The 26563-nt window shown below is 31.8% G+C and carries 24 protein-coding genes and 1 tRNA gene; 22 read left to right on the top strand and 3 right to left on the bottom strand.

What is annotated here, in order from left to right:
- Positions 1 to 132: 132 nt before the first annotated feature.
- Positions 133 to 462, top strand: coding sequence for a DMT family transporter (locus tag G8C43_RS05470; RefSeq protein WP_166004652.1), 330 nt, complete (start codon positions 133 to 135; stop codon positions 460 to 462).
- A 254-nt stretch (positions 463 to 716) separates the two neighbouring features.
- Here the strand turns inward: G8C43_RS05470 and G8C43_RS05465 are convergent, their stop codons facing one another.
- Both G8C43_RS05465 and G8C43_RS05460 read right to left on the bottom strand, forming a co-directional pair.
- On the bottom strand, positions 717 to 2336 hold the full coding sequence (locus G8C43_RS05465) for a DNA/RNA helicase domain-containing protein (protein ID WP_166004651.1): 1620 nt from the start codon (positions 2334 to 2336) through the stop codon (positions 717 to 719).
- Between the two features lie 485 nt (positions 2337 to 2821).
- Positions 2822 to 2903 (bottom strand) — tRNA-Leu (locus G8C43_RS05460).
- A 410-nt stretch (positions 2904 to 3313) separates the two neighbouring features.
- On the opposite strand from G8C43_RS05460, the gene nuoE reads away from it, so the two are divergent.
- From nuoE to rplT, 19 genes are all read left to right on the top strand, one after another.
- On the top strand, positions 3314 to 3844 hold the full coding sequence (gene nuoE, locus G8C43_RS05455) for an NADH-quinone oxidoreductase subunit NuoE (protein ID WP_160568937.1): 531 nt from the start codon (positions 3314 to 3316) through the stop codon (positions 3842 to 3844).
- A gap of 31 nt (positions 3845 to 3875) precedes the next feature.
- Positions 3876 to 5207 (top strand): NADH-quinone oxidoreductase subunit NuoF, encoded by a 1332-nt coding sequence (gene nuoF, locus G8C43_RS05450; protein WP_160556953.1) that lies wholly within the window; start codon positions 3876 to 3878, stop codon positions 5205 to 5207.
- A 13-nt stretch (positions 5208 to 5220) separates the two neighbouring features.
- A complete protein-coding gene (locus tag G8C43_RS05445) occupies positions 5221 to 6024 on the top strand; it encodes a hypothetical protein (RefSeq protein WP_160550006.1) in 804 nt (267 codons plus the stop codon).
- A 24-nt stretch (positions 6025 to 6048) separates the two neighbouring features.
- Complete coding sequence (locus G8C43_RS05440) at positions 6049 to 7041, top strand: 2Fe-2S iron-sulfur cluster-binding protein (protein WP_160564608.1); 993 nt, start codon at positions 6049 to 6051, stop codon at positions 7039 to 7041.
- 10 nt (positions 7042 to 7051) lie between these two features.
- The gene (gene nuoH / locus G8C43_RS05435; RefSeq protein ID WP_185152348.1) at positions 7052 to 8101 is read left to right on the top strand and encodes an NADH-quinone oxidoreductase subunit NuoH; all 1050 of its coding nucleotides are present in this window, start codon (positions 7052 to 7054) and stop codon (positions 8099 to 8101) included.
- 79 nt (positions 8102 to 8180) lie between these two features.
- Positions 8181 to 8678 carry a NuoI/complex I 23 kDa subunit family protein gene (locus tag G8C43_RS05430; RefSeq protein WP_105296887.1) on the top strand — a complete coding sequence of 166 codons (498 nt, stop codon included), beginning with the start codon at positions 8181 to 8183 and terminating at the stop codon, positions 8676 to 8678.
- Between the two features lie 5 nt (positions 8679 to 8683).
- Positions 8684 to 9178, top strand: coding sequence for an NADH-quinone oxidoreductase subunit J (locus G8C43_RS05425; RefSeq protein ID WP_105296750.1), 495 nt, complete (start codon positions 8684 to 8686; stop codon positions 9176 to 9178).
- A 32-nt stretch (positions 9179 to 9210) separates the two neighbouring features.
- A complete protein-coding gene (gene nuoK, locus G8C43_RS05420) occupies positions 9211 to 9534 on the top strand; it encodes an NADH-quinone oxidoreductase subunit NuoK (RefSeq protein ID WP_105296749.1) in 324 nt (107 codons plus the stop codon).
- 3 nt (positions 9535 to 9537) lie between these two features.
- Positions 9538 to 11430 (top strand): NADH-quinone oxidoreductase subunit L, encoded by a 1893-nt coding sequence (nuoL, locus tag G8C43_RS05415; protein ID WP_166004650.1) that lies wholly within the window; start codon positions 9538 to 9540, stop codon positions 11428 to 11430.
- Positions 11431 to 11457: 27 nt separating this feature from the next.
- Positions 11458 to 12930: a NuoM family protein gene (locus tag G8C43_RS05410; protein WP_166004649.1), complete on the top strand. Its 1473-nt coding sequence runs from the start codon at positions 11458 to 11460 to the stop codon at positions 12928 to 12930.
- 413 nt (positions 12931 to 13343) lie between these two features.
- The gene (gene ruvB, locus G8C43_RS05405; RefSeq protein WP_105296746.1) at positions 13344 to 14369 is read left to right on the top strand and encodes a Holliday junction branch migration DNA helicase RuvB; all 1026 of its coding nucleotides are present in this window, start codon (positions 13344 to 13346) and stop codon (positions 14367 to 14369) included.
- 1 nt (position 14370) lies between these two features.
- Positions 14371 to 14703, top strand: a complete 333-nt coding sequence (locus G8C43_RS05400) for a DMT family transporter (protein WP_105296745.1) — start codon at positions 14371 to 14373, stop codon at positions 14701 to 14703.
- An 18-nt stretch (positions 14704 to 14721) separates the two neighbouring features.
- Positions 14722 to 16056 (top strand): dihydroorotase, encoded by a 1335-nt coding sequence (locus G8C43_RS05395; protein WP_166004648.1) that lies wholly within the window; start codon positions 14722 to 14724, stop codon positions 16054 to 16056.
- Positions 16057 to 16103: 47 nt separating this feature from the next.
- On the top strand, positions 16104 to 16586 hold the full coding sequence (ybaK, locus tag G8C43_RS05390; RefSeq protein ID WP_166004647.1) for a Cys-tRNA(Pro) deacylase: 483 nt from the start codon (positions 16104 to 16106) through the stop codon (positions 16584 to 16586).
- A gap of 186 nt (positions 16587 to 16772) precedes the next feature.
- Positions 16773 to 18695, top strand: coding sequence for a threonine--tRNA ligase (gene thrS / locus G8C43_RS05385; RefSeq protein ID WP_166004646.1), 1923 nt, complete (start codon positions 16773 to 16775; stop codon positions 18693 to 18695).
- Positions 18696 to 18743: 48 nt separating this feature from the next.
- Positions 18744 to 19262 carry a translation initiation factor IF-3 gene (infC, locus tag G8C43_RS05380; RefSeq protein WP_255410571.1) on the top strand — a complete coding sequence of 173 codons (519 nt, stop codon included), beginning with the start codon at positions 18744 to 18746 and terminating at the stop codon, positions 19260 to 19262.
- A gap of 44 nt (positions 19263 to 19306) precedes the next feature.
- The gene (locus tag G8C43_RS05375; protein WP_166004645.1) at positions 19307 to 21115 is read left to right on the top strand and encodes a hypothetical protein; all 1809 of its coding nucleotides are present in this window, start codon (positions 19307 to 19309) and stop codon (positions 21113 to 21115) included.
- A 64-nt stretch (positions 21116 to 21179) separates the two neighbouring features.
- A complete protein-coding gene (rpmI, locus tag G8C43_RS05370; protein WP_105296740.1) occupies positions 21180 to 21377 on the top strand; it encodes a 50S ribosomal protein L35 in 198 nt (65 codons plus the stop codon).
- A 122-nt stretch (positions 21378 to 21499) separates the two neighbouring features.
- Entirely contained in the window at positions 21500 to 21847 is a 348-nt protein-coding gene (gene rplT, locus G8C43_RS05365) for a 50S ribosomal protein L20 (RefSeq protein WP_160556961.1), read from the top strand.
- 123 nt (positions 21848 to 21970) lie between these two features.
- Here rplT and dnaB read toward each other — a convergent pair whose 3' ends face one another.
- On the bottom strand, positions 21971 to 23527 hold the full coding sequence (gene dnaB / locus G8C43_RS05360) for a replicative DNA helicase (RefSeq protein ID WP_160556962.1): 1557 nt from the start codon (positions 23525 to 23527) through the stop codon (positions 21971 to 21973).
- A gap of 320 nt (positions 23528 to 23847) precedes the next feature.
- Here dnaB and G8C43_RS05355 point away from each other — a divergent pair, with 320 nt between their 5' ends.
- Together G8C43_RS05355 and G8C43_RS05350 are read left to right on the top strand one after the other, a co-directional pair.
- Complete coding sequence (locus G8C43_RS05355; RefSeq protein ID WP_166004644.1) at positions 23848 to 24978, top strand: ATP-binding protein; 1131 nt, start codon at positions 23848 to 23850, stop codon at positions 24976 to 24978.
- Positions 24979 to 25237: 259 nt separating this feature from the next.
- The gene (locus G8C43_RS05350) at positions 25238 to 26560 is read left to right on the top strand and encodes a c-type cytochrome (protein WP_166004643.1); all 1323 of its coding nucleotides are present in this window, start codon (positions 25238 to 25240) and stop codon (positions 26558 to 26560) included.
- The last annotated feature ends 3 nt before the right edge of the window (positions 26561 to 26563 follow it).

Genomic DNA, 26563 nt, shown 5'->3' with positions numbered 1-26563 from the left:
TTATTTAAAACTCCCCATTTAGCGGCTGCAGTCTCATTTATAAAGTATAAATTAGAGAAAGATTTCATGCCGAAAGAAAATAAGTTTTTATTTATTTTTGTGTTAAAAAATAAAAGCTTATTAGAGAAAAATATGAATTGGATCTTGTTAATTATCGGCGGTTTGTTTGAAGTCGGATTTACTTTTAGTTTAGGACAAGCAAAAAATTCTCAAGGAAATTCAGTATACTATTGGTATATCAGTTTTTTGATTTGTATGATTTCGAGCATGTTATTGTTGATTAAGGCTTCTCAAACCCTTCCGTTAGGTACAGCTTATGCAGTATGGACCGGTGTAGGAGCAGTGGGCACAGTATTGTTAGGAATATTTGTTTTTAAAGAACCGGCAACCTTTTGGAGAATATTTTTTATAATTACTCTGGTTAGCTCCATAGTAGGTCTTAAATTTGTATCAAATCACTAAAAGGAATTGATTAATTGTTAAACTTTTTTATAGAATAATTTCAGATTAAAAAATTAGGTTTAAGGAGATTTTTTAATATCGCTAAAAATAAAATGCCTAATTAATAGTTATCTTTATTTTTGATATTTCAAGGGAAACGAGAGTTCAATTCTTTTTTCTTTTTATGTTTTCCTTAAATATATAGGCATATACAAATAAAATAAATTTTAACTCAACTATATTATTTATACTTAACTATTTACTTTTTAAATAGATCAAATAGTATCAATATAAGAGCTTAAATATTCTCTTAAATCATCATCACAAACATAAACATAGGTTCCTTTAATAGCTCTCGTTAATAGAATTGCATAGGTATGTATCACATATTTTAATATTTCTTCATCTGTAGCGTTCCGTTTAACATCGTTTGAATATAATGATTTTTTATTGACTTTTATTTCATTGTCATTTTTATCAAAATAAAGATCTGGACCGATTACTACACCAGAATAATTTAGGTCGATTCCTCTTAAAGTATAAAGACTACCCATTGTGTATTTAGACTCTTCGCTTTTTACCCAATTAGTAGTTTTGTAATTGTTCCATCTTAGTTTTTCTTCTTGAATAACAATGTCATGTGAAGAATTATCATTTTTACTAATCCATTTCCATGCGTATCCTGCACAAAGTTTACTTAGTTCATATTGTTCATCCTTATCTGATATTTTTTTTCTCATTTTTTTAAATGACAAGAAAAGTTTAAAATGGTAATTTTTAAAACTTATTTTCTTTTTAGCTTTTTGATAAAAAATATCATAGATATAATCAATATAAGTTTTTCCAGCTTCAACTCTCATCTGAGTTGTTAGCTCAATCGGTCTATGTTCTCTGTATTTATCATTTTCAATTCTTTCTTTAACATAAAGATCACGAATATCAGAATGTCTAACACATTGTTTAGGATCATAAAATAAAATTTGATAATCCGACTGGTTAAGTATCCAATCAAGTTCGTCATGATTGTTATTAAGGCCTAAACGTTTATTGCCTAATTGGAAATTTTTTTTATATGAAACTAAATTATCATATCTTCTTAAAGCATGTGTTTCATCACAAATTATAATATCGTATTTTTGTTTTGTTAACTCTATTGGACTTATTACATCTGTTTTTTTGATCCCTTCTCCAACATTTTTGAAAATATCTTTTAAAATATCTCGCATGTGTTTATCTGCGACAACTAAACCTATTTTTTTATTTTTATAACGATTATGATTTTTTAGATAATGAAAAAGTGAGGTAGCTACAACTGTTTTTCCCGTTCCAGCTCCACCTTGTATTAGAATAGGTCTCCTTTTATATTCATTTTGATAGGGATCTGTTTCACCAGAATTTAACACATTTATAACATGAGTTAATGCATTAGTTTGCTCATCGTTTAATTCAACATATGGAGAATATTTATAGGAATTTAAATTCATTATGAATTTAAATTTTTTAGTTTTTACTAATTCCTTTGCCAAGAGTTGATCCCAAATTTTATCAAACAAAGATTCAAATTTGATTTTCCTCTTATAATTAGTTTTGTTTCCATCAAGTTTATTTATGATTTTAAATTTTCCATCTATTTTCATTAATTTTATGAAAAGCATTTCAAAATGTTTTGCCGGAGTTTCTTCCATATCATCATTCGTAATAACATGTATCCGTTCAAAATCATATTTTTGAAATTTCTTTCTATGCTCATTAATACGTTCTTTAATACGTAGAGTTTCACCAATGTATGCATATTTACTGTTTTCTAAAATATATATACAATGAAAATCATTACTTTCATTAAAATTACAATGATTAAATTTATATGTAGTTATTTTAAAAGGTGAATTTTTCATTAGTTTTAAAATTATTATTAAAAAATATTTACATATGATTTAACTAAAAGAACATACAAAAGTTCATATATATCAACAATTATAATTAATAATCATAATCAATTTTTATAAATTAATTTTTAAAATAATAAAAACATTCGATCTATTTGATCTCATGATAAAACGAAGTTATTTTAGATGTTATTTTATTTGATAGAGTTTTAATTTTTGAATTTTTAAGCTAAAATATGTAACTATTTTAAAATATATTTTATTAATTTTAGCTAATTTTTATAAACGCACATTATAATAATGTTCATTAATATCTCAACTATATTTATTATAAAGAATTCAAATTAAATTTTTCTAGCTTATTCTTATCTAAATAATTTTTATAATAAAAATACTACCAAATTATAAATGTTTTTATTAAAATTAAATTTTAGGAAACAAAAAACTCTGAAAAATTAATATTTTTCAGAGTTTCGCAATGTTGAATTTTTTTGTACGGATGAAGGGAATCGAACCCCCACGCCTCACGGCACTAGATCCTAAGTCTAGCGTGTCTACCAGTTCCACCACATCCGCTTACTGGTTTTGGACTGCAAATATACATTTATTTTATAAAACGGGAAATAATATTTTAATTATTTTTTGAGATTTTGATTAATACATTGATCCAATATAATTTAAAAATCAAACTATTTTATTAAGGACTATTCATTTAAACATATTAATAATGTATGTGAATAAATTTCAATAGACTAAGATAATGCGTTGTAAAACAAATCTTATAGGAAAAAAGGAGTGTATAAAAAGTAAATTTAACCCGAAATAAGGTGAGCAAAGGTTCTTATAAACAGTTTAATCTCTATAAAACAGTTATTTTGTGTTATTTATAATGATTCCAGATTGTTAAATATAGATTAAAAACAGTTACTTAAACTTTTCAAGTAAAATTCATTATTGTATATTTGCAACCTAACATTAAAATAAAAATGACTAAAAACGGTGTAAGCCCTGATAAAGAGATAGTTTTTAGCAGCGAATCCTTAAATAAAGTACATGAAATAATTGCAAGATATCCGGAAGGTAAGCAAAAATCTGCTTTAATTCCTGTGTTGCATTTGGCTCAAAAAGAATTTGGAGGATGGCTAGATGTCCCTGTTATGGATTATGTGGCTTCTTTATTAAATATTTCACCAATAGAAGTATATGAAGTAGCTACTTTTTATACAATGTTTAATATGCAGCCTGTCGGAAAATATGTGTTGGAAGTATGTAGAACCGGTCCATGCATGTTAAATGGAAGCGATCAAATCATAGAACATATTAAAGAAAAATTGCAGATAAAAGAAGGAGAAACAACCGAAGATGGTATGTTTACTCTAAAACCGGCAGAATGCTTAGGCGCTTGCGGGTATGCCCCTATGATGCAAATTGGTAAATTTTATCATGAACATCTGACAAAAGAAAAAGTAGATGAAATCATTGACCTTTGCAGGGCGGGAAATATTGCAATTGATTAAATTATAAGTTAGAAGCATATATTATAATATAATGAGTAAAAAATTATTGCTTAAAAATATTGATGTAGAAGGAATAAAAACTTTTGAAGTTTTTAGAAAGCATGGAGGCTACACTGCAGCGGAAAAAGCCCTTAAAATGACTCCTGATGAAATTTTGGAAGAAGTTAAGACCAGTGGACTTAGAGGTCGTGGAGGTGCCGGGTTTCCTACAGGGTTGAAATGGAGCTTTTTGGCTAAGCCGGAAGGAGTGCCGCGCTATTTAGTGGTTAATGCAGATGAATCAGAGCCGGGAACTTTTAAAGACCGATATTTAATGGAATATATACCTCATCAATTAATAGAAGGTATACTTATTTCATCTTTTTGTTTAGGAGCCAACGTTTCCTATATATATATACGAGGAGAATATTCTTGGATTCCCGAGATCTTAGAACACGCAATACAAGAAGCAAAAGCCAATGGTTTTTTAGGTAAGAATATAAAGAATACAGGATATGATCTGGAAATTTATGTTCAACGCGGTGCAGGAGCTTATGTATGCGGAGAAGAAACCGCATTGTTGGAATCTTTAGAAGGAAAACGAGGTAACCCTAGATTGAAACCGCCTTTTCCGGCCGTTAAGGGGTTATATCAGTGCCCTACCGTAGTTAATAACGTAGAAACCATTGCAACTGTACCGGCTATTATTTCCATAACCGGAGCAGAATATGCTAAAATGGGAGTAGGAAGATCTACGGGAACTAAATTAATTTCCGCTTGTGGAAACCTGAATAAACCGGGAGTATACGAAGTTGACTTCAATTTAAGTATAGAAGAATTTATTTTCAGCGAAGAATATTGCGGAGGAATACCTAAAGGTAAAAAATTGAAAGCCTGTATTCCGGGTGGATCATCAGTTCCTATTTTACCTGCTAAATTATTGCTAAAAACAGCTAATGGCGAAACCCGCTTGATGAATTACGAAAGTATGGCAGATGGAGGGTTTATTACGGGAACAGCCTTAGGTTCAGGCGGATTTATAGTGTTAGATGAAGACCAGTGTATAGTAAGACATACGATGACTCTGGCGCGTTTTTATAATCATGAAAGTTGTGGACAATGTACACCTTGTCGCGAAGGGACGGGGTGGATGTACAGAATACTAAAAAAAATTGAAGAAGGACGGGGAACATACGACGATATCGATTTGCTATGGAATATACAAAGTAAGATAGACGGTAATACGATATGTCCTTTAGGAGATGCAGCGTCCTGGCCGGTTGCAGCAGCTATTAGACATTTTAGAGATGAGTTCCAATGGCATATAAATAATCCAGAATGTTTAACAAAAAATTATGGTATAGCTGAATATGCAACTATTTAACAAAAGTAATTTATTGTTTTTATTAGCAATATTTACAATTGGTGCAGTGGATGCCCAAGAACAAGAAAAGAACAAAAGAAAAGCCCACAGAAAAGGTGAAGTATACGCCTACTGGGGTTGGAACCGAGCCTATTATGGAAGGTCATCCGTCCATTTCACAGGTAATGATTATAATTTTACCCTACATGGAGTAAAAGGCGACGATAAGCCGATTGGCTGGAATTTTCACGATTTTTTAGACCCAACCAGAGTAACGATACCTCAAGTAAATTATAGAATCGGTTATTTCTTCAAAGATAACTGGGCAGTTTCTTTAGGTATGGATCATATGAAATATGTAGTTAGACCGGGGCAATGGGTTAAATCTACAGGAACAATTAACACTCCCGGATATGAGGATGCAATCGTTGACGGAGAATACATTTATTTAACTGATGATTTTTTACATTTAGAACATACTGACGGTCTAAATTACTTGAATGCAGAAATAGAATATTATCACAATTTCATAAGCTCCGGCTTTTTTAAATTTAATAGTATAGCAGGAGGAGGTTTAGGATTGCTAATCCCAAAAACCAATGCAACTATAATGAATAATGAAAGACATGATAAATTTCATTTAGCAGGATGGGGGTTAGATGCAAAAGTGGGAGCAGAATTGCTGTTCTGGGATCTTTTTTTCCTTAGAACGGAATTAAAAGAAGGAGTTATATCCATGCCGGATATTAGAACAACATCCAGCAGTTCAGATAAAGCTTCTCAAAATATTTTGTATCTCCAATGGAATTACACATTCGGATTCAGTTGGCATTTTTAATGCACCAAGATATATTAAAATCTAATGAACGAAGAACCAAATAAAATAAAAGTAACAATAGATGGAATTACTGTAGAAGTAAATCCAGGGATTCCAATTGTAGAAGCAGCACGACAAATAGGAGGAGCCTCTGTTCCGCCTACTATGTGCTATTATAGTAAATTGGAAGGAAGTGGGGGACGTTGCCGCACTTGTTTGGTGGAAGTGACTAAAGGATCAGAAAAAGATCCACGTCCTATGCCTAAGTTAGTACCGGCTTGTCGTACCAATGTAATGGATGGTATGGAAGTAAAAGTTATTACTTCTGAAAGAGTAATACAAGCCGTACAAGGAGTTACAGAATTTTTATTAATTAACCATCCTTTAGATTGTCCTATATGCGACCAGGCAGGAGAATGTAAACTTCAGGATTTGGCTTATGAGCATGGGTTGGACAAAACCCGTTCTGAATTCCCAAGAAGAACTTTTCAATCCGATGATTTAGGACCGTACATAAAATTAAACATGAACCGATGTATTCTTTGTGCAAGATGTGTATTAGTTGCCAATCAACTTACCGACCAAAGAAATCAAGGGATATTATTCAGAGGAGATCATGCGGAAATAAGTACATACATAAGCAAAGCTATTGAAAATGATTTTTCAGGAAACATGATCGATGTTTGTCCGGTGGGAGCTTTAACAGATAGAACCGCTCGATTTAAAAGTAGAGTTTGGTTTACAGAACCGGTAAATGCAACTTGTACTTGTGAAAAATGCAGCGGCAAAGCAGTATTATGGATGAAAGGAGATACCATTATACGGGTAACAGCACGAAAAGATGCATACAATGAAGTAGAAGAATTTATATGCAATGATTGTCGATTTGAAAGAAAAGACCTGAATTATTGGAATATAGAAGGTCCTGCCCATATCAGCGATCATTCTGTAATTTCGGTAAATCATTACGAATTACCATTACCTAAAAATGATCCGCATTATAAAATCGAAAAATTTAAAGCTAAAACATTAGAATAATATATATAATATGTGGTTTACAGTAGTATTGGTAGTTATTTTATTTGCGTTGTGTTTAGGAGCTGCAGCATATGAAACCTTAATGGAGCGAAAAGTAGCAGCTTTTTTACAAGATAGAATAGGACCCAATAGAGCAGGAATATTTGGTTTAATGCAACCTTTATGCGACGGAGGAAAACTTTTTTTCAAAGAAGATTTTGTTCCAAAAAATGCAGAAAAATGGTTGTTTATCATATCACCGGGAATTTTAATGCTAATAGCATTAAGCACAGGAGCAGTGATTCCTTGGGGAAAATCTTTATTTATAGCAGGAGAATCTCATTTAGTTCAAGTAGCAAACATTGATGTAGGAGTTCTGTATATAATGGGTATCGTATCCATCGGAGTATACGGAATCATGCTGGGAGGTTGGGCTTCCAATAATAAGTATTCATTGTTAGGGGCTATAAGAGCTTCTTCACAAATGATCTCTTACGAGTTGGCTATGGGATTATCCCTTCTATCCATCATTATGATGACAGGAACATTGGATTTAAGAGCCATGGTAGAGCAACAAGCTTCCAATTTATACGGATTATCATTTTTAAATGGTATGGCTTGGAATGTATTTTATCAACCCTTAGCATTCGTATTGTTCGTTACCTGTTCGTTTGCAGAACTAAACAGAGCCCCTTTTGATTTGGCAGAGTGTGAATCCGAGCTGATCGGAGGTTATCATACAGAATACGGATCCATGAAATTCGGTACATTCCTTTTTGCAGAATATATAAACATGTTTATTAGTTCAGCTTTAATAAGCACTCTATTTTTTGGAGGTTACAGCTTTCCGTTTATGAATGAAATGGCCAAAAATGGAACACTCGGAGAAAATGCAATAGGAATTATAAGTATAGTAGCATTTTTAATAAAAATAGTCTTTTGTATATTCTGTTTTATGTGGGTAAGGTGGACATTACCTAGATTCAGATACGACCAATTAATGCGTTTAGGTTGGAGAGTCATGATACCTTTGTCCATTCTCAATTTATTAATAACTGCTACTATTGTAGTATTTGGCTAAAATAAAGAAAAAAGTAAAGAAAGAAATTAAATTTATGCAGAGGCTTACCAATAAATCTAAGATAATTTCAAATAAAGAAATGACCTTAAAAGAAAAGATATATCTTCCTGCAGTATTAGGAGGAATGAAAATCACTTTTAGTCATTTTTTCAAAAAACCGGTTACCACTTCATATCCAGAAAAGAAAAGAGAGTTTAGTCCTGTATACAGAGGCAGACATGTACTCAAAAGAGACGATGAAGGAAGAGAGCGTTGTACAGCTTGTGGATTATGTGCATTAGCCTGTCCGGCTGAAGCCATTACAATGGTTGCCGCTGAAAGAAAGCGAGGAGAGGAGCACTTATATAGAGAGGAAAAATATGCAGAAAACTATGAAATAAACATGTTACGATGCATATTTTGCGGAATGTGTGAAGAAGCATGTCCTAAAGAAGCCATATTTCTTACCGACCGTTTAGTAATGCCGGAACATTTACGCAAAGAATTTATATACAAGAAAGATAAGCTTGTAGAAAGCATGGACAATAGGATAGATGTTTCACAAAGGCAAATAAAAAAATATACGGTAGAAAAATAAAGAATATGGAAGCAATTTTGTTTTATTTAATATCTGCTAGTGCAATTGTGAGCGCATTATTTGTTGTATTCAGTAAAAACCCTATGTACAGCATCATTTCATTGATCATAACCTTTTTTTCCATATCAGGTTTATATATAATGTTAAATGCTCAATTTTTAAGTGTAGTTCAAATTATAGTTTACTCCGGAGCCATTATGGTATTATTCCTCTATGTGCTTATGATGTTGAATTTGAAAGAAAAAGATGAGCCTTTAAAAGGAAGTGCTTTTCGAATTTTAGCAACCATATGCGGAGGATTAGTATTCATTGGATTTATTGGAGCATTAAGAGGATATCAACAAATAGATTTTCCTACGAATCCAGACAGTCAAATTGGATTAACTAAAAATTTAGGACACTTATTATTTAGTCAATACGTATTACCCTTCGAATTAGCTGGGATTCTATTTTTAGGTGCATTAGTGGGTGCAGTTATGATAGGAAAAAGAGATTTATAAAAAAATATTTATTTTCTTGAAACAAAAAAGAAATGGTTAACAGTTTATTACAAAGTATACCGGTAGATTATTTTATATACTTATCCGCATTACTATTTTGTATAGGAGTAACAGGAGTATTAGTAAGAAGAAATGCAATCATAATTTTAGGATGTGTGGAGCTGATGTTGAATTCAGTGAATCTATTGTTGGCAGCATTTTCTGCCTACAAAGGAGATGCAGACGGTCAAATATTAGTATTTTTTATTATGGTTGTGGCAGCAGCCGAAGTTGCAGTAGGATTAGCCATCATAACCATGATGTATAGAAATACACGATCTGTAGATGTTAGCTTATTTAATAGATTAAAAGGATAAGAAATGGAGAATATAATATATTTAATACCAATTTTACCACTTATTGGATTTATTATTTGTGGAATTTTTGGAAGTAAAATGCCTAAAACGGCAGTAGGAACAATTGCAAATCTTGCTGTTTGGATACCTTTTTTTCTATCCGTATATTTATTTTGCACGTTTACAGAACCCGTTAAAGCATCCCTGTTTAATTGGTTTGCAGTTGACACTTTAAAAGTTAACTTTTCCTTTCAAATAGATCAATTATCCTTAGTGATGATGATGATTGTTACAGGAATCGGATCTTTAATTCATCTGTATTCCATTGGATATATGCATGAAGATAAAGGCTTTTATAAATTCTTTTCTTATTTAAATCTCTTTATATTTTCCATGCTCTTGTTAGTAATGGGAAGTAATTTCTTAATCCTATTTATAGGATGGGAAGGAGTAGGATTTTGTTCCTATTTACTTATTGGCTTCTGGTATACTAATAAAGAATATGGATATGCTGCCAGAAAAGCATTTGTAATGAATAGAATAGGAGACTTAGGGCTCTTAATAGGAATATTCATGTTATTTTTTTACTTTGGAAGTGTAGAATACTCCGACATAGCAGCCAAAGCCCATTTATTTAAGTTAAATGATCCTATATTAATTACAGCTACTGTATTTCTATTCATAGGAGCTATGGGTAAATCTGCTCAAATACCACTTTATACATGGTTACCTGATGCAATGGCAGGGCCTACACCGGTTTCTGCATTAATTCACGCCGCTACCATGGTAACAGCAGGTATTTATATGATTATCAGATCCAATGCCATTTATAGTTTAGTGCCGATTACTCTAGACTTTATTATGTATATTGGTTTAGCTACTTCTATACTCGCAGCATTCATCGGATTAAGACAGAACGATATAAAGAAAGTGTTGGCTTATTCAACAGTTTCACAACTGGGACTTATGTTTACCGCTTTAGGAGCAGAAGCTTACACTACTGCTTTATTCCATGTAATCACTCACGCATTCTTTAAAGCTTTATTATTTTTAGGTGCGGGTAGTGTTATTCATGCGATGAGTGGAGAACAAGATATGAGATATATGGGAGGATTAAGAAAAAAAATCCCGGTAACCTATTGGACATTCCTAATTGGAACATTAGCTATTTGCGGAATACCACCTTTAGCAGGGATGTTCTCTAAAGACGAAATTTTAGTAGCACTTTGGACTAAAAACAAAATTATTTGGGGACTTACCTTATTCTCAGCTGCTTTAACCTGTATATATATGTTTCGCTTACTATTCCTTACATTCTTTGGAGATTTCAAAGGTACTGAGGAGCAAAAGAAACATTTGCATGAAAGTCCGGCTATAATGACCATTCCTTTATTGGTTTTAGCTTTATTAACCGTTGTTGGCGGAGGAATAAACTTACCTCATTATTTAGGAGAAGGAATTTCTCAAAAATTGTCGCATTGGTTGCATCCTATTTATGTAGGTTTACCTATACATCAAGAACCTTCTTTAGGTACTGAAATGATGTTACTAGGAATAACTTTAGCTGTAATAGCTATGGTAGCCCTTGTTACCTACAACAAATATGTTACCCGAAAAGTACAGGCAACTATTGTAGAAAATATGACCGGATGGGAAAAATTTTCAGCACATGCTGCTTATATCAATGAATTTTATAATGAAGTTATTGTTAATCCGGTTTTAAACTTAGGAAAATTTCTGAAAAATATAGTTGATAAATATATAGTAAACGGAATAGTAGAAGGAACAGCAAAAACAGTTAAGGGATGCGGAAGTGTTCTTAGACTAATACAAAACGGAAATGTAGAATTTTATGTATTTGCAATGTCCTTGGGAATATTCATATTATTATTAGTTGCAGAATTTTTAAGTCATTAATTAAAATACAAAAAGTAAAAAGATATAATGTTAACTTTAGCAGTACTACTTTTACCAATCATAGGATCAGGCTTATTATTTGCCTTAAAAGGGAATATTTCAAAATATATAGCATTTATAATTGCAATATCCGAATTGGTATTAACCGCTATTATATGGTGTAATTTCAAAGCAGATTCAGGAATTCAGTTTGAATTTGGAAAAGAGTTGTATTTTTCACCGATTAAATCTACGTTACATTTCGGAGTTGACGGATTAACTGTCCTAATGCTTCTATTAACCAATGTATTAACGCCAATTATACTCTATTCATCATGGAACGATGAACGCCCTTCCAACTTTTATGCATTAATTTTATTAATGCAATTTGGATTAGTGGGTATTTTCTCTTCCTTAGATGGTCTAATGTTTTATATATTTTGGGAAGTAACTTTAATTCCTATTTGGTTTATATGTGGAATTTTTGGAACAGGTGAAAACAGATTGAAAATAAACTATAAATTTTTTATTTATACTTTTTTTGGATCTTTATTTATGCTGGTTGCTCTAATATATGTTTACTTGCAAGCGGGATCATTTGACTTAAATGCCTTATATGCTGTTAAAATTCCTGCACAAGCACAAACATTAATTTTTTGGATGTTTTTCTTAGCATTTGCAATCAAATTGCCTATATTTCCTTTCCACACATGGCAAGCAGATACCTATACAATGGCACCTACCCAAGGCTCCATGTTATTATCCGGTATCATGCTTAAAATGGGAGTATTTGGAATTATCAGATATTTATTACCTCTTTCACCTGAAGCTATAGGAGGAACTTCCGGTTCCATAGCCTTAATTTTATCAATTATTGGAATTGTATATGCATCTTTAATCGCTATCGTTCAAAAAGATATTAAGCGACTAATTGCTTTCTCTTCAATGGCACACGTGGGACTTATTGCTGCAGGTATATTTGCAAGTGCAATCGTATCCATGCATTGTGGTATTGATAGTACCGGTATTGAAGGAGCCTCAATTCAAATGTTGGCACACGGAGTTAATGTGGTCGGTTTATTTTATGTAGCGGATGTATTAATTAAAAAATTCGGCACCAGAGATTTAAGTAAAATGGGAGGATTAGCATCTAAAGCTCCATTTTTAGCTGTTTTATTTATGATAATCTCTGTTGGAACTATGGCTGTTCCGTTAACCAATGCATTTATAGGTGAATTCCTTTTATTGAAAAGTATTTTTACATTAAGCATTTGGGGAGCAATTATAGCCGGATTAACCTTAATTTTATGTGCCGTTTATATTACCAAAATGTACGGAATGTCAATGTTTGGTAAAGGAAATCAAGAATTTCTAGAAGGTCAGAAAGATATTAATTTACAAACTAAATTAGGATTGATCGTAATAGCATCTTTAATTATAGTTTGTGGAATTTATCCTCAACCCCTATTATCATTATCTTCAGAAACGGCTCAACACGTAGTATCTCTTTTAGTTAAATAAGTTACTTGATCAATAAGTAACAATTTTGCTAATAGTTGTAATTTTCGGGTTAGTTTAAAAAATTTAACATTTTGAAATTTGGCAGATATTGATGATATAAATTCATTTCTATTGATAATTTTACTATGAAAATGAGTGATAAATGTGAAAAATTTGGAAAAAGACTATTCCAAGAAATAAATCATTTATTATTCATATCAATTGTTGTTGAAATTTATCTTCCTTTTATTATTTACAAAATTATTTAGCTAATTAAAGCATAAAATGTTTTTTTATTTCCAATTTCTAATCTAAAATTAGAGATTAAGAAACTATCATCTTTAAGAAAAGGAAGAAAACAATTCAAAAATTGTAAATAATAATTTTAAAGTTGTTTACTTTTTATATTTCTCCAGAAGTTTTAAATTTACAAAATGTCAGATTTATTAGATCCGGATAAGAATAAATATTCAAAAGAAGATATCGCTCAAGAAGAGCAGGTGCGTCCTAAAAGTTTTTACGAATTTGTAGGTCAATCTCATATTATGGATAATCTGGAGATTTTTGTAAAGGCTGCCAAGTTAAGACGCGAATCTTTGGATCATGTATTACTACACGGTCCTCCGGGGCTAGGTAAAACTACCTTAGCTAATATCATTGCAAATGAATTAAATGTTGGAATAAAAATCACTTCAGGGCCTGTATTAGATAAGCCCGGTGATCTGGCAGGTTTATTGACCGGATTGGAAGAAAATGATGTACTGTTCATTGATGAAATCCATAGGCTTTCTCCCATAGTTGAAGAATACTTGTATTCAGCCATGGAAGATTATAAAATAGACATAATGATTGAAAGCGGGCCCAATGCTCGATCAGTTCAAATCAATTTAAATCCTTTTACCTTAATTGGAGCAACGACCCGCTCGGGATTGTTAACAGCTCCGCTTAGGGCACGTTTTGGAATTAACTTTAGATTCGAATACTATCACACAGAATTATTAAGCAGTATTGTGGAAAGAAGTTCGCGCATAATGAATATGCCGATAGATACGCAGGCTGCAATAGAAATAGCTTCCCGTAGCAGAGGAACTCCGCGTATTGCCAATGCGTTGCTACGAAGAATCAGAGATTTTGCGCAAATTAAAGGTAATGGAAAGATAGATCTTACCATTTCTGAAATTGGTTTAGAAGCGTTAAAAGTAGACAAACACGGTCTAGATGAAATGGATAACAAGATTTTAAGTACCATTATTGATAAATTTAAAGGAGGACCGGTAGGATTAACAACTATAGCAACAGCAGTAGGAGAAAATCCGGGAACTTTAGAAGAAGTATATGAACCTTTTTTAATTCAAGAAGGCTATCTTATGCGTACACCCAGAGGTAGAGAAGCAACAGAAAAAGCCTATAAACATTTAGGCAAAATAAAAATGCCGGGCAATCAATCAGAACTATTTTAATATGAAATCCTATATCTATTTATTCATAGCTATATGCTTAGAGACGGCGGGGACCTCTTTACTTCCGATGACTAAAGAATTTACTAAATGGAAGCCAACAGTCCTTTTTTTTGCTCTCTTTTTTGCAGCTTTATATAGCCTGACTAAAGCCATTAGAGTCATACCAATCGGGATAGCCTATGCTATTTGGTCAGGAATAGGAATTGTATTAATAAGTCTTTCAGGCTACTTTTTATACAAACAAAAATTAGATATTCCGGCTATTATTGGAATCGTATTTATCATCATAGGCGTACTTATTATAAACCTATTTTCCAAAACAGCAGGACATTAATTTCAAATAAATAAACAAATGATACTTATTGAAAACGCTACAATTATAAATGAAGGACAATCATTTATAGGATCTGTTTTACTGGCAAAAGATATCATTTCCGAAATATACAGAGGCGAGGTTCCTGCGGAAATTAGCGCTCAATCAACCAAAATAAATGCAGAAGGTTTGTGGCTGATTCCCGGAGTTATCGATGACCAAGTACATTTCAGAGAACCGGGATTAACCCATAAAGGAGATATTCATAGTGAAAGCCGTGCTGCTCTTGCCGGTGGAGTAACTTCATATATGGAAATGCCTAATACCAATCCACAGACCACAACAATTGAAGCCTTGGAAAATAAGTTTGCCCTTGCTTCACAAAAATCGTATGCGAACTATTCATTTTACCTGGGAGCGACCAATGATAATAGAGAAGAATTAATGAAAGTTAATCCCAAGAAGGTTTGCGGAATAAAAATATTTATGGGTTCATCCACAGGAAATATGCTGGTTGACAATAAAAAAGCCCTGGAGACTATTTTTTCTGAGGTTAATATGCTGATTGCAGTTCATTGCGAAAAAGAAGAAATTATAAAGAAAAATATCGAAAAATATAAAGCTATTTATGGCGAATATATACCCATACCCTGTCATCCTTTAATTAGAAGCGTAGAAGCTTGCTATCAATCCTCATTCGAGGCAATTGAATTAGCCCATAAATATGGAACACGTCTTCATGTTTTACATATATCCACAGAAAAAGAATTGAGTTTATTTGAAAATAAACCATTAGAAGAAAAGAAAGTTACCGGAGAAGCTTGCGTACACCATTTGTGGTTTACCGACGAAGATTATGAAAAATTAGGATCCAAAATAAAATGGAATCCAGCAGTAAAAACAAAAAAAGACCGAGATTCTATACTTAAAGCAGTTGTAGAAGATCGATTAGATGTTGTTGCAACTGATCACGCTCCGCACTTATTGAGTGAAAAAGAAGGCGGATGCTTGCAAGCTGCCTCAGGAGGTCCTTTAGTACAACATTCTTTAGTGATGATGTTAGAATTGGTTAAACAAGGGAAAATTACCAAAGAAAAAGTTATTACTAAAATGTGTCATGCCCCGGCTCAACTGTATCAGATTAAAAAAAGAGGCTATATACGTAAAGGATATTGTGCAGATTTAGTTTTGATTAATCCTGAAAAGCCCTATACAGTATCACAAGAGAACATTCTTTACAAATGTCGATGGTCACCGTTAGAAAATATAACTTTTAGTTCATCCGTTGAAAAAACTTTTTTGAACGGAAAATTGGCTTACAGTGAAGGAGAAGTAAAAGAAGTAAGAGGAATGGCATTAGAATTTGAAAGATAAATTGTATAAAAAATTAAGTCAAGAATTAAAGTCTGAGAAATATTTGCATGAGTAAGCAGAAAATACATAAAACGAATGCGGCGAGATTACTGGATTTACACAAAATTACATATGATCTTATTCCCTATGAAGTAGATGAAAATGATTTAAGCGCCATACATGTAGCAGAGACTTTAGGGGAAAATATAAATCAGGTTTTTAAAACCTTGGTGTTAGAAGGGGATAAAAACGGTTATTTTGTTTGTGTAATTCCCGGAAATGAAGAAATTAATTTAAAGCTTATGGCATTATTATCCGGTAATAAAAAATGCGACTTAATTCCGATGAAAAATCTAATAGGATTAACGGGCTATATCAGAGGAGCATGCTCACCCATAGGCATGAAAAAATTATTTCCAACCTATATAGAAGAATCCTGCTTGAATTTCGATTCCATTTTCATTAGTGCAGGACAAAGAGGATTACAAATTCAACTAAATCCACAAGATTTAATTAAACTCCTTCAAGCAAAAATTTTTAAAAACAGTTGAATAAAATCAATAAATATTTTTTGTGTTCATAAAAAACTAAAAAGGTTTTAGTATTAAGATAACAATTTCGTAAAGAGATAATTACAATCCAATAATAAATAAAAAATTATTTTCGATATATTTAAAAAACGCAATAATTTCATTTATAAAACTTTCGTAAATTTGTATCCTAAAAATTTTAGAAGAATGATAAAAATTACTCTTCCTGATGGAAGTGTGAAAGAATTTGAAAATTCCGTAACACCGTTGGACATTGCCAAATCCATATCTGAAGGTTTGGCTAGAAATACAATTTCTGCAATAGTAAATGGTAAACAAGTTGAAATTACCGATCCTATTACGGAGGATGCAACGGTACAATTATTAACATGGAATGATGATTTAGGAAAGAAAGCGTTTTGGCATTCTTCTGCCCACTTACTGGCACAGGCGATTATGGAGTATTATCCAAATGCTAAATTAACTATTGGTCCGGCCATTGAAAACGGATTTTATTACGATGTTGATTTTGGAGATGAAGTTTTTTCAGAAAAAGATTTTGAAAAAATTGAAAAGAAAATGTTGGAAAATGCCAAAAAAGACTCAACGTTCACAATCCGTTCTGTTTCTAAAAATGATGCATTAGAAGCCTATAAAGATAATCCGTTTAAAACTGAATTAATTGAAAATTTAGAAGATGGATCGATCACATTTGTAACACACGATAATTTTACCGATTTGTGTAGAGGTGGACATATTCCTTCTACCGGAATAATTAAAGCCGTAAAAGTATTAAATGCAGCAGGAGCTTATTGGAGAGGCGACGAAAAAAATAAACAGTTGGTTCGTGTCTATGGAATTTCTTTTCCAAAACAAAAAGAATTAACTGAATACTTAGAAAGAATAGAAGAAGCAAAAAAGCGTGATCATAGAAAATTAGGAAAAGAGCTTCAATTATTTACTTTTTCCGAAAAAGTAGGAGCAGGATTACCTTTATGGTTACCAAAAGGTGCAAAACTAAGACAAAAACTTATTGACTTTTTAGGAGCGGCACAGCGAAAAGCAGGATATGAAATTGTAGCAACCCCTCATATCGGGCATAAAGATTTGTATGTTACCAGCGGACATTACGAAAAATACGGAGCAGATAGCTTCCAACCTATAAAAACACCTAATGCGGGTGAAGAATTTTTATTAAAACCGATGAATTGTCCACACCACTGTGAAATTTATCGATCTTCCCCTTGGTCGTATAAAGATTTACCTAAACGATTCGCAGAATTTGGAACCGTTTATAGATATGAGCAAAGTGGAGAGTTGCATGGACTTACTCGAGTTAGAGGATTCACTCAGGATGACGCCCATATCTTTTGTACTCCGGATCAATTGATCGGGGAGTTTGAAAATGTAATTGATCTCGTATTATATACATTTAAATCCTTAGGATTTAACGAATTTACAGCCCAAGTTTCATTGCGAGATAAAGAAAATAAAGGAAAATACATTGGAAGTGATGAAAATTGGGAAAAAGCTGAAAATGCGATTAAACAAGCAGCCGAAAAGAAAGGACTGCCTACAGTTGTTGAATATGGCGAAGCAGCTTTTTACGGACCAAAGCTCGATTTTATGGTTAAAGATGCCTTAGGTAGAAATTGGCAATTAGGTACTATTCAAGTAGACTATAATTTGCCTGAAAGGTTTGATCTTTATTACATAGGAGCAGATAATGAAAAACATCGTCCTGTAATGATACATAGAGCGCCTTTCGGTTCTTTGGAACGCTTTGTAGCCATTCTGTTAGAACACACTGCCGGAGATTTACCTTTATGGTTAAGTCCTGAACCGTTTATTATACTTCCTATTAGTGAAAAGTATGTAGATTATGCAAAAAAAGTTTTGGATTTAATGGAAAATTCGGATATTTGCGGACGAATAGACGATCGTAACGAAAAGACAGGTAAAAAGATACGAGATGCAGAGATCAATAAAATTCCTTACATGTTTGTAGTAGGAGAGAAGGAAGCTTCCTCCGATACTGTGTCGATTCGTAAACGTGGAGAAGGAGATTTAGGTACTTTTTCTTTAGAAGAAGTAGTAACGATGATGAAAAAAGCAACAAATAATCAATAAAATTTAAATACCATAGCACTTAACAGAAATAATTCAAGAGGGAAGTATATCCCAAAGAAGCAAGAGCCAGAACACAAAATTAACGGAAAAATTGATGTTCCGGAAGTTCGTTTAGTAGGAGATAATGTTACTCAAGGAATCTATCCTATAAAAGAAGCATTAGCTATTGCCGAAGATTTAGAGTTGGATTTGGTAATGATCACAGAAAGTGCAAATCCACCTGTTTGTAGAGTTGTTGATTATAAAAAATTCCTGTACGAACAGAAAAAGAAGCAAAAAGAACTCAAATCTAAGCAAACCAAAGTAGTGGTTAAAGAAATTCGTTTTGGACCACAAACCGATGAACATGATTTTGAATTTAAAAAGAAACATGCTCAAAAATTTTTGGAAGAAGGTTCTAAACTAAAAGCTTACGTTTTCTTTAAAGGGCGTTCCATTGTTTTTAAAGACCAAGGACAAATTTTATTATTAAGATTAGCGCAAGAATTAGAAGAATGGGGTAAAGTAGAGCAAATGCCAAAGCTCGAAGGGAAAAGAATGATTATGATGATGTCTCCCAAAAAATAGGATAAGAAATGAATAACTTTTAATTTAAAAATTAAATCATTTATGTGAAAAGATTTTTATTTTTATTATTAATATCTCTATTCATTTTACATTGTTACTATTATTACCCGTATCTGTCAGATGATAGTTTGATTTCCTTACGATACACTGATCGTTTTTTACAAGGTAAAGGATTAACATGGAATGATAATGAAAGACCTGTTGAAGGGTATTCTAATTTATCATGGATACTATTAATATCTATTTTCGGTAAATTAGGATTTAACTTAATTTTATCCCTAAGGTTAGCAGGTCTTATCTGTAGTATTAGTGTACTTTATATCATTTATTTATATTATAAAGATAAAGATTTTAATGCGCTTTTTGTAGGTTTATCATTTCTTATTTGTACCTCTGCATTCGCTACTTGGACAATAGCCGGTTTAGAACAGCCTCTATACACTTTGTCTATTTGCTTAATGATTTATTCTGTCTTTAAAATTATTGATTTATATAATTTTAGAAAATATAATTGGTTACTTTCTATTTCCTTAGCTGTTTTAGTTATATCAAGACCCGATGGGGTTTTATTTTCAGTTATAACTTCTTTTTTTTTCTTTTTTTTCTTACTATATCAAAAAAGACCGTATAAATTTATAATTGCTTTTCTGATAAAAATCCTCTCCTTACCTATAATTTTTTACGTTAGTCAATTACTATTTAGGTTAAATTATTATGGAGAATGGTTACCAAATACCGCTTTTGTTAAAGCTAAAGTTACCTTATATACAATTTGGATTGGATTAATATATTCAGCTAGAGCTTTTATAAATACTTTGCCTTTTTCAATAATAGGTATACTATTTATTATATATTTTTCAATTGTTAAAAAGAACAGTAAATTTATCTACCTTTTAGCTGTGATGGGTAGTTGGGTAGCATATGTAACCTTGGTTGGAGGTGATATATTCCCGGCATTCAGGCACTTTGTTCTTGTTTATGTAATTTTAACTTATGCTTTAATAGAAGGATTTATAAAATGTAATTTTAAATTTTTTAAAACAAAATATTTTTTAGCAATATTTACTTTTATATGTATCCCTTGCTATTTATATCTGCAAATTAATTATTCTAGTAATAAAATTGTTAAACATGAAAAATGGGAATGGGATGGTTTACTATTAGGAGAATTTTTGAAAAGAGGTTTTTATAAACAACAGCCTTTGTTAGGAGTTACAGCCGCCGGATGTATACCCTATTCATCAAATTTGCCTTGTTTGGATATGTTAGGTTTAAATGATTATTATATCGCTAGACATCCACCCAAAGATTATGCTAAAGGAGGGTATATTGGGCATGAATTGGGGGATGTAAATTATATTTTGAAACGTAATTCTGATATACTAATATTTACAGTAGGACAATCAACTCCAAGCTTTAGAATAGGAGAAGAACTTAAAAAAAATAATGAATTTTTAAGAAAATATAAGCCTGTTCTTTTCACCATCAATGATTCTTATAATCCCACATTATTCATGAATAAATATGGGGATAAATTGGGGATACGTGAATATGATAAATTTATAACAATACCGGGGTATCTTTTGGGAGATTCAAAGAATAATGTAGTAGTATTAGATAAAAAAGATAATAAGTTTAAAACTAAAATATTATTTAACAAGACAGCTACAATAACTTTAAATTCTAAAAATAAAAAGTGGAGAATTTATTCAATCAATAATCAAAAGCCCGATCTTAATAATATAAAAATTACTCTAACTAGTAATTTTAAAAATGATAGTATCACTATTAACCTTACCTCATTAGTTAATGAAATTGATATTGATGAAATTAAATTAGCATACGATAAATGATTTGTTTATTTTTTGAAAAATATCTAATTTTGTACAATTGATAACGAGGTAAATAAATAAGAAAATGCCAAAATTAAAAACAAAATCAGGTGCTAAAAAGCGTTTTTCAATTACCGGATCAGGTAAAATTAAAAGAAAACATGCATTTAAAAGTCACATTTTAACTAAAAAAAGCACAAAACGTAAACGTAATCTGACGTATTCTACTTTAGTAGATATCGCAGACGAAAAAAGCGTTAAAAGACAATTATTAATTAAGTAAGAGAGAATATCTTTTGAAAGATATTCCGGTTTTTTAAAAATCATTTAAAAGTTTAACCCTGGATTGGGTAAAAGAAGAGAAGATAAAAAATACTTCCACCCACTTCAAAAAAACAAAAAAGTATGCCAAGATCAGTCAATTCAGTAGCGTCAAGAGCGCGCAGAAAAAGAGTCCTAAAATTAGCTAAAGGCTATTACGGGAGAAGAAAAAATGTTTGGACAGTAGCGAAAAATGCTGTTGAAAAAGGTTTGCAATATGCCTATGTAGGTAGAAAGCAAAAGAAAAGAAATTTCAGAGCTTTATGGATACAGAGAATTAACGCAGGTGTCAGACAATACGGTCTTTCTTATTCTAAATTTATAGGTTTACTAAAAGAAAATAATATAGATTTAAATAGAAAGGTTCTTGCAGATTTAGCTATGAACCATCCAGAAGCTTTCAAAGCGGTTGTGGATACTGTAAAAAAATAAATTTAATAATATTTTCGTTATCATAATAAAAACACTCACTATATAGTGAGTGTTTTTTATTTTTATTATACTTGATTTAAATGCTTAATATACGCAGAAGATTCACAAGATGCAGCCAAAGTTTTAAAAAGGCATATCAGAATCCTGATCATCAATAGTATCATCAATTCCAAACGAATCGCTAGGATTAATAGATGGAATATTTATGGAACTGTCAAATGAAGTTTCATCATTGATTTTACTTTCAAAAGTGGTAGAACTTATACTTTCCTGTACGGAAAAATAATCTTCATCGATGTCCGAAAATTTAGCCTGAGAACTTGTAAAACGCAATCGAACATCTTCCAGAGCACCGTTTCTATGCTTTGCAATAATAAATTCTGCTTGACCTGTACAAGGTGTTCCGTCTTCCCAAGTATCTAATTTGTAATATTCCGGTCGATATATAAAGGTTACAATATCGGCATCCTGTTCAATAGCCCCCGATTCCCTCAAGTCCGAAAGTAAAGGTTTTTTACTTCCTCCTCGAGTTTCCACAGAACGGGATAACTGCGAAAGTGCTATAACAGGTATTTCAAGCTCTTTAGCAATAGCTTTTAGTGAACGTGAAATCGTAGCAATCTCTTGCTCCCTATTTCCTATACCTTTTCCTCCTGCCGACATTAATTGAAGGTAATCGATCATAATCATTTTTACTCCATGCTGTGAAACAAGTCTACGAGCTTTTGCCCTCAAATCGAAAACAGAAATCCCGGGAGAATCATCTATAAATATTGGCGCATTTTCCAATTTATTAACTCGGGAATAAAGTTGTTGCCACTCTAATTCGGATAAATTGGCTTTTCTCAACTTTTCAGATTCAATTCCGGTTTCACTGGATATCATACGCATCATCAACTGTTCTGCGGACATTTCTAATGAAAATACACCGATCGGAGTTTCAGCCCCTATGGCAATATTTCTGGCCATGGAAAGAATAAAAGCCGTTTTACCCATACCGGGTCTTGCTGCAATAATTATAAGATCCGAAGGTTGCCAACCGGCAGTAATTTTATCCACATGCTTAAATCCTGAAGGGATACCGCTCATTCCTTGTTTAGATTCTAAAGATTTAATCTTTTTTAAAGCATTGGAAACTAAATTTTTAGCTTCATTGAAAGTTCGTTTCAAAGTACCGTTGGTAATTTCATATAACTGACTTTCAGAATAATCCAACAAATCGAAAACATCTGAAGTTTCATCATACGATTTTTCAATCATATTAGATGATATTTCGATGAGTTTCCTAAGTATATATTTTTCAAGAATAATTCTTGAATGGTATTCAATGTGAGCCGAAGAAGATATTTTGTTGGAAAGTTGAATCAAATAAAAATCACCTCCTGCAGCCTCCAAATTACCTTGAGATCGTAATTTATTGGATATAGTAAGAATATCAATAGGGTCTGTTTGCTTAAAAAGATCTTCAATGGCTTCATATATTAGTTGGTGCTCTCTTTTATAAAATACTTCGGGAGATAAAATATCTATAATTTCATCTAACCCTTTTTTATCGATCATCATGGCACCTAGTACAGCTTCTTCTAAATCAATAGCTTGAGGGGGAAGCTTTCCTTTTTCTAAGTTAATGATTTTGTTGGATTTAGGAATTTTATTGTATTTAGATTCTAGTTGTTCCATATCAGTTTCAAAAATATGCAAAATTATAAGGTAGACCTATCTTTTTTCTAAACAATTTTTTAGAAGTCGGATATAACGTTTGATAAACTATTGCAATAATTATTCATATATGTAAATTCATCTAAACAACTTATGAACAATTTTGAGATATGCTGTCTTTTATTCATTTTAGTAAATAATGTAAACGATTTCCGGCTATCGATTGTCAGTCTATATAAAACTAAATTTATTAAGCCTAAGATAAAAAAATAAAATTATCAAGTGATTCAATTATTATATAAAAGTAAGTGAATTAGAAAAGTTGATCTATCTTTGTTTACATGAAATGGGATGAAATAATAGGTCAGCATAATTTAAAAAAGCAATTGCAAAATTCAATCAAGGAAGATAGAATTAGCCATGCGCAACTGTATATAGGAAAACCGGGTTACGGAGTTTTACCGCTTGCACTTGCCTATGCTTCAGAAGTTATTTGCAAACAATCTGAAAAATGTTTATTACAGATTAATCAATTGCAACATCCCGATTTGCATTTATCTTTTCCTACCATTAATAATTCAACAGAAAAAAAAGAAGCCATAAGTTCCGACTACATTAAACAGTTTAGGGAGTTTATTATCGAAGATCCTTATAGGGATATAAACCAGTGGTATGCATATATTAATGAAGATAAAAAACAAGGGATCATCTCTGTTAAAGAAATTGAAAATATAATTGATAACTTAAACTTAAAAAGTTTTGAAGGAGGATATAAAGTTCAAATAATTTGGATGGTAGAAACTATAAGAGTAGAAGCTGCCAATAAATTACTTAAAATATTGGAAGAACCGCCTGCTAAAACTTTGTTTATACTCATTGCTGAAGATGATAAAAAAATTCTTCCAACCATATTGTCTCGTTGCCAAAAAATAACTGTTAATGCTTTGGAAAACAATGAAATATCCGATCATTTACAAAACAGGTTTTCCTTAGACAAAGAAACGGCCGATACTTTAGCAAAAAGAGCTGAAGGCGATTGGGATGTAGCTTGTAAGCTAATAAAAAACAATACTTTACAAGAAGAATTCGAGAAATATTTTATTCGATGGAACCGTGCAGCGGTCATGGCTCCTAAAAAACCACAATTTTTACGAGAAATAGTAGATTGGTCTTTAGAAATATCTGCTTGGGGTAGAGAAAAACAAAAGAATTTCTTACAATTTTGTGCCGAAACTTTTAGACAAGCCTTACTTCAAAATTACGAATCATCAAGCTTAGTAAATAATCCATTAACATATGAAAACTTTAAATGGGATAATTTTAGTCATTTTGTTCATGGGAAAAATATAGAAGATATTTTAGAAGAAATTAATAACGCATTTTTTCATATTGAAAGAAATGGAAGTGCTAAAATCATTTTTTTAGATATGGGTATTAAATTAACACGATTTTTGGCTAGAAAAAATGAGTAATTTTTGCCATATAAGATAAAAAAAGTTGTTTTTTCATCTGGTTTTTAGAAAGGTTATTTGCGTGTATTTCAATTTAATAAGCTGTTTAACAGCTAGATAAAAACGATCGTTATTTAGAATAATTACAAATTAACAAAAACTAAAAGATATGTTAAAAAAAACATTTGGCAATATAGAGCATATTTTTATTTTTGCATAAGTCGCTTTTAATGGGACAATTATATTATAAATAAGTTTCATTCAATTGAAATCAATTATTATGAATAAAATTATAGCAGTCTGTATGCTGACTCTCTTTACAAGTGTTTCTGTTTTAGCGCAGAAAGTAAATGGAGATGTAAAGAATGGAGAGAAATTATTCAAAGACAATTGTACCGCTTGTCACGCGTTAGACCGAAAACTTACAGGACCTGCATTAAAGGGAATTGTAACAAAATTAACTGAAGAAGGCGCTGATGTAGAATGGATCCAAAAATGGATAATGAATAATGAAGCCTTAAGAAAAAGTGGAGATAAGCGTGCGAATAAAATCTTCGAAGAGAACAATCAAATTGCTATGGATGTTTTCGAAGGCAGATTATCAGTACAAAATATCGATGATATTTTGGCCTATCTTGAAAATCCACCGGCTCCACCGGAAGAAGCTGCTCCCGCCGTAGTTGAAAAGAAAACATCAAATGATCTTAACTATATTTTACTTTCCTTTGCCTCAATAGGGGTAATATTGATTTTTACCTTACTGAAAATCAATAAGCTAGTAAAACTAAAAACTTCTAGCGCTGAATTATCAGAACTTGAATCTACAAGAATTAGAACTTTTTCACAATTTTATGTACAATATAAAGGAGTCTTGTATGGATTGGTAACTTTACTATTGGCTTTATCTTTTTACGGAGTATGGGCTTGGTTGATGGGAATAGGAGTCGATAAAGGTTATGAACCGGATCAACCTATTTATTTTTCACATAAAATTCATGCAGGAGAAAATAAAATCAATTGTCAATTATGTCATTCCGGAGCAAAATATGGGAAAGTTTCCGAAATTCCTTCTCTAAGTGTATGTATGAATTGTCATAGAAATATCAGCGAATATACCGGCAAATATATCGAACCGGGCAAATCTAAAGAATTCTATACTGCTGAAATTAAGAAAATTTATGACCATATTGGTTGGGATGAAGAAAACCAAAAATACACAGGTAAACAAAAACCGGTGAAATGGGAAAGAATTCATAATATGCCGGATTTCGTATATTTTAATCACTCACAACATGTAGTGGCAGGAGAAAAAACAATAATAGCCGATTTCAATAAAAAGAACCCGAATCATCAAATTGACGTGGTATGTAAAGCCTGTCATGGTTCCATAGATACCATGAATGTTGTAAGAATGGCGAATGATTTCACAATGGGATGGTGTGTAGATTGCCACCGTACTACAGAAGTCGATATGACCAATGGATATAATGCAGCTTACTTCAATAAACTTCATGAAAAATTGAAGAAAGAATATGGAGAAGATAAATCTAAAATAACGGTAGATGCCATAGGAGGTTTAGAATGCGGTAAATGTCATTATTAATTA

The sequence above is a fragment of the Apibacter sp. B2966 genome (assembly GCF_011082485.1).
GTDB lineage: Bacteria > Bacteroidota > Bacteroidia > Flavobacteriales > Weeksellaceae > Apibacter.
The sequence above is the reverse complement of the archived record's forward strand: the minus strand, read 5'-3'. Positions and strand labels throughout refer to the sequence as shown.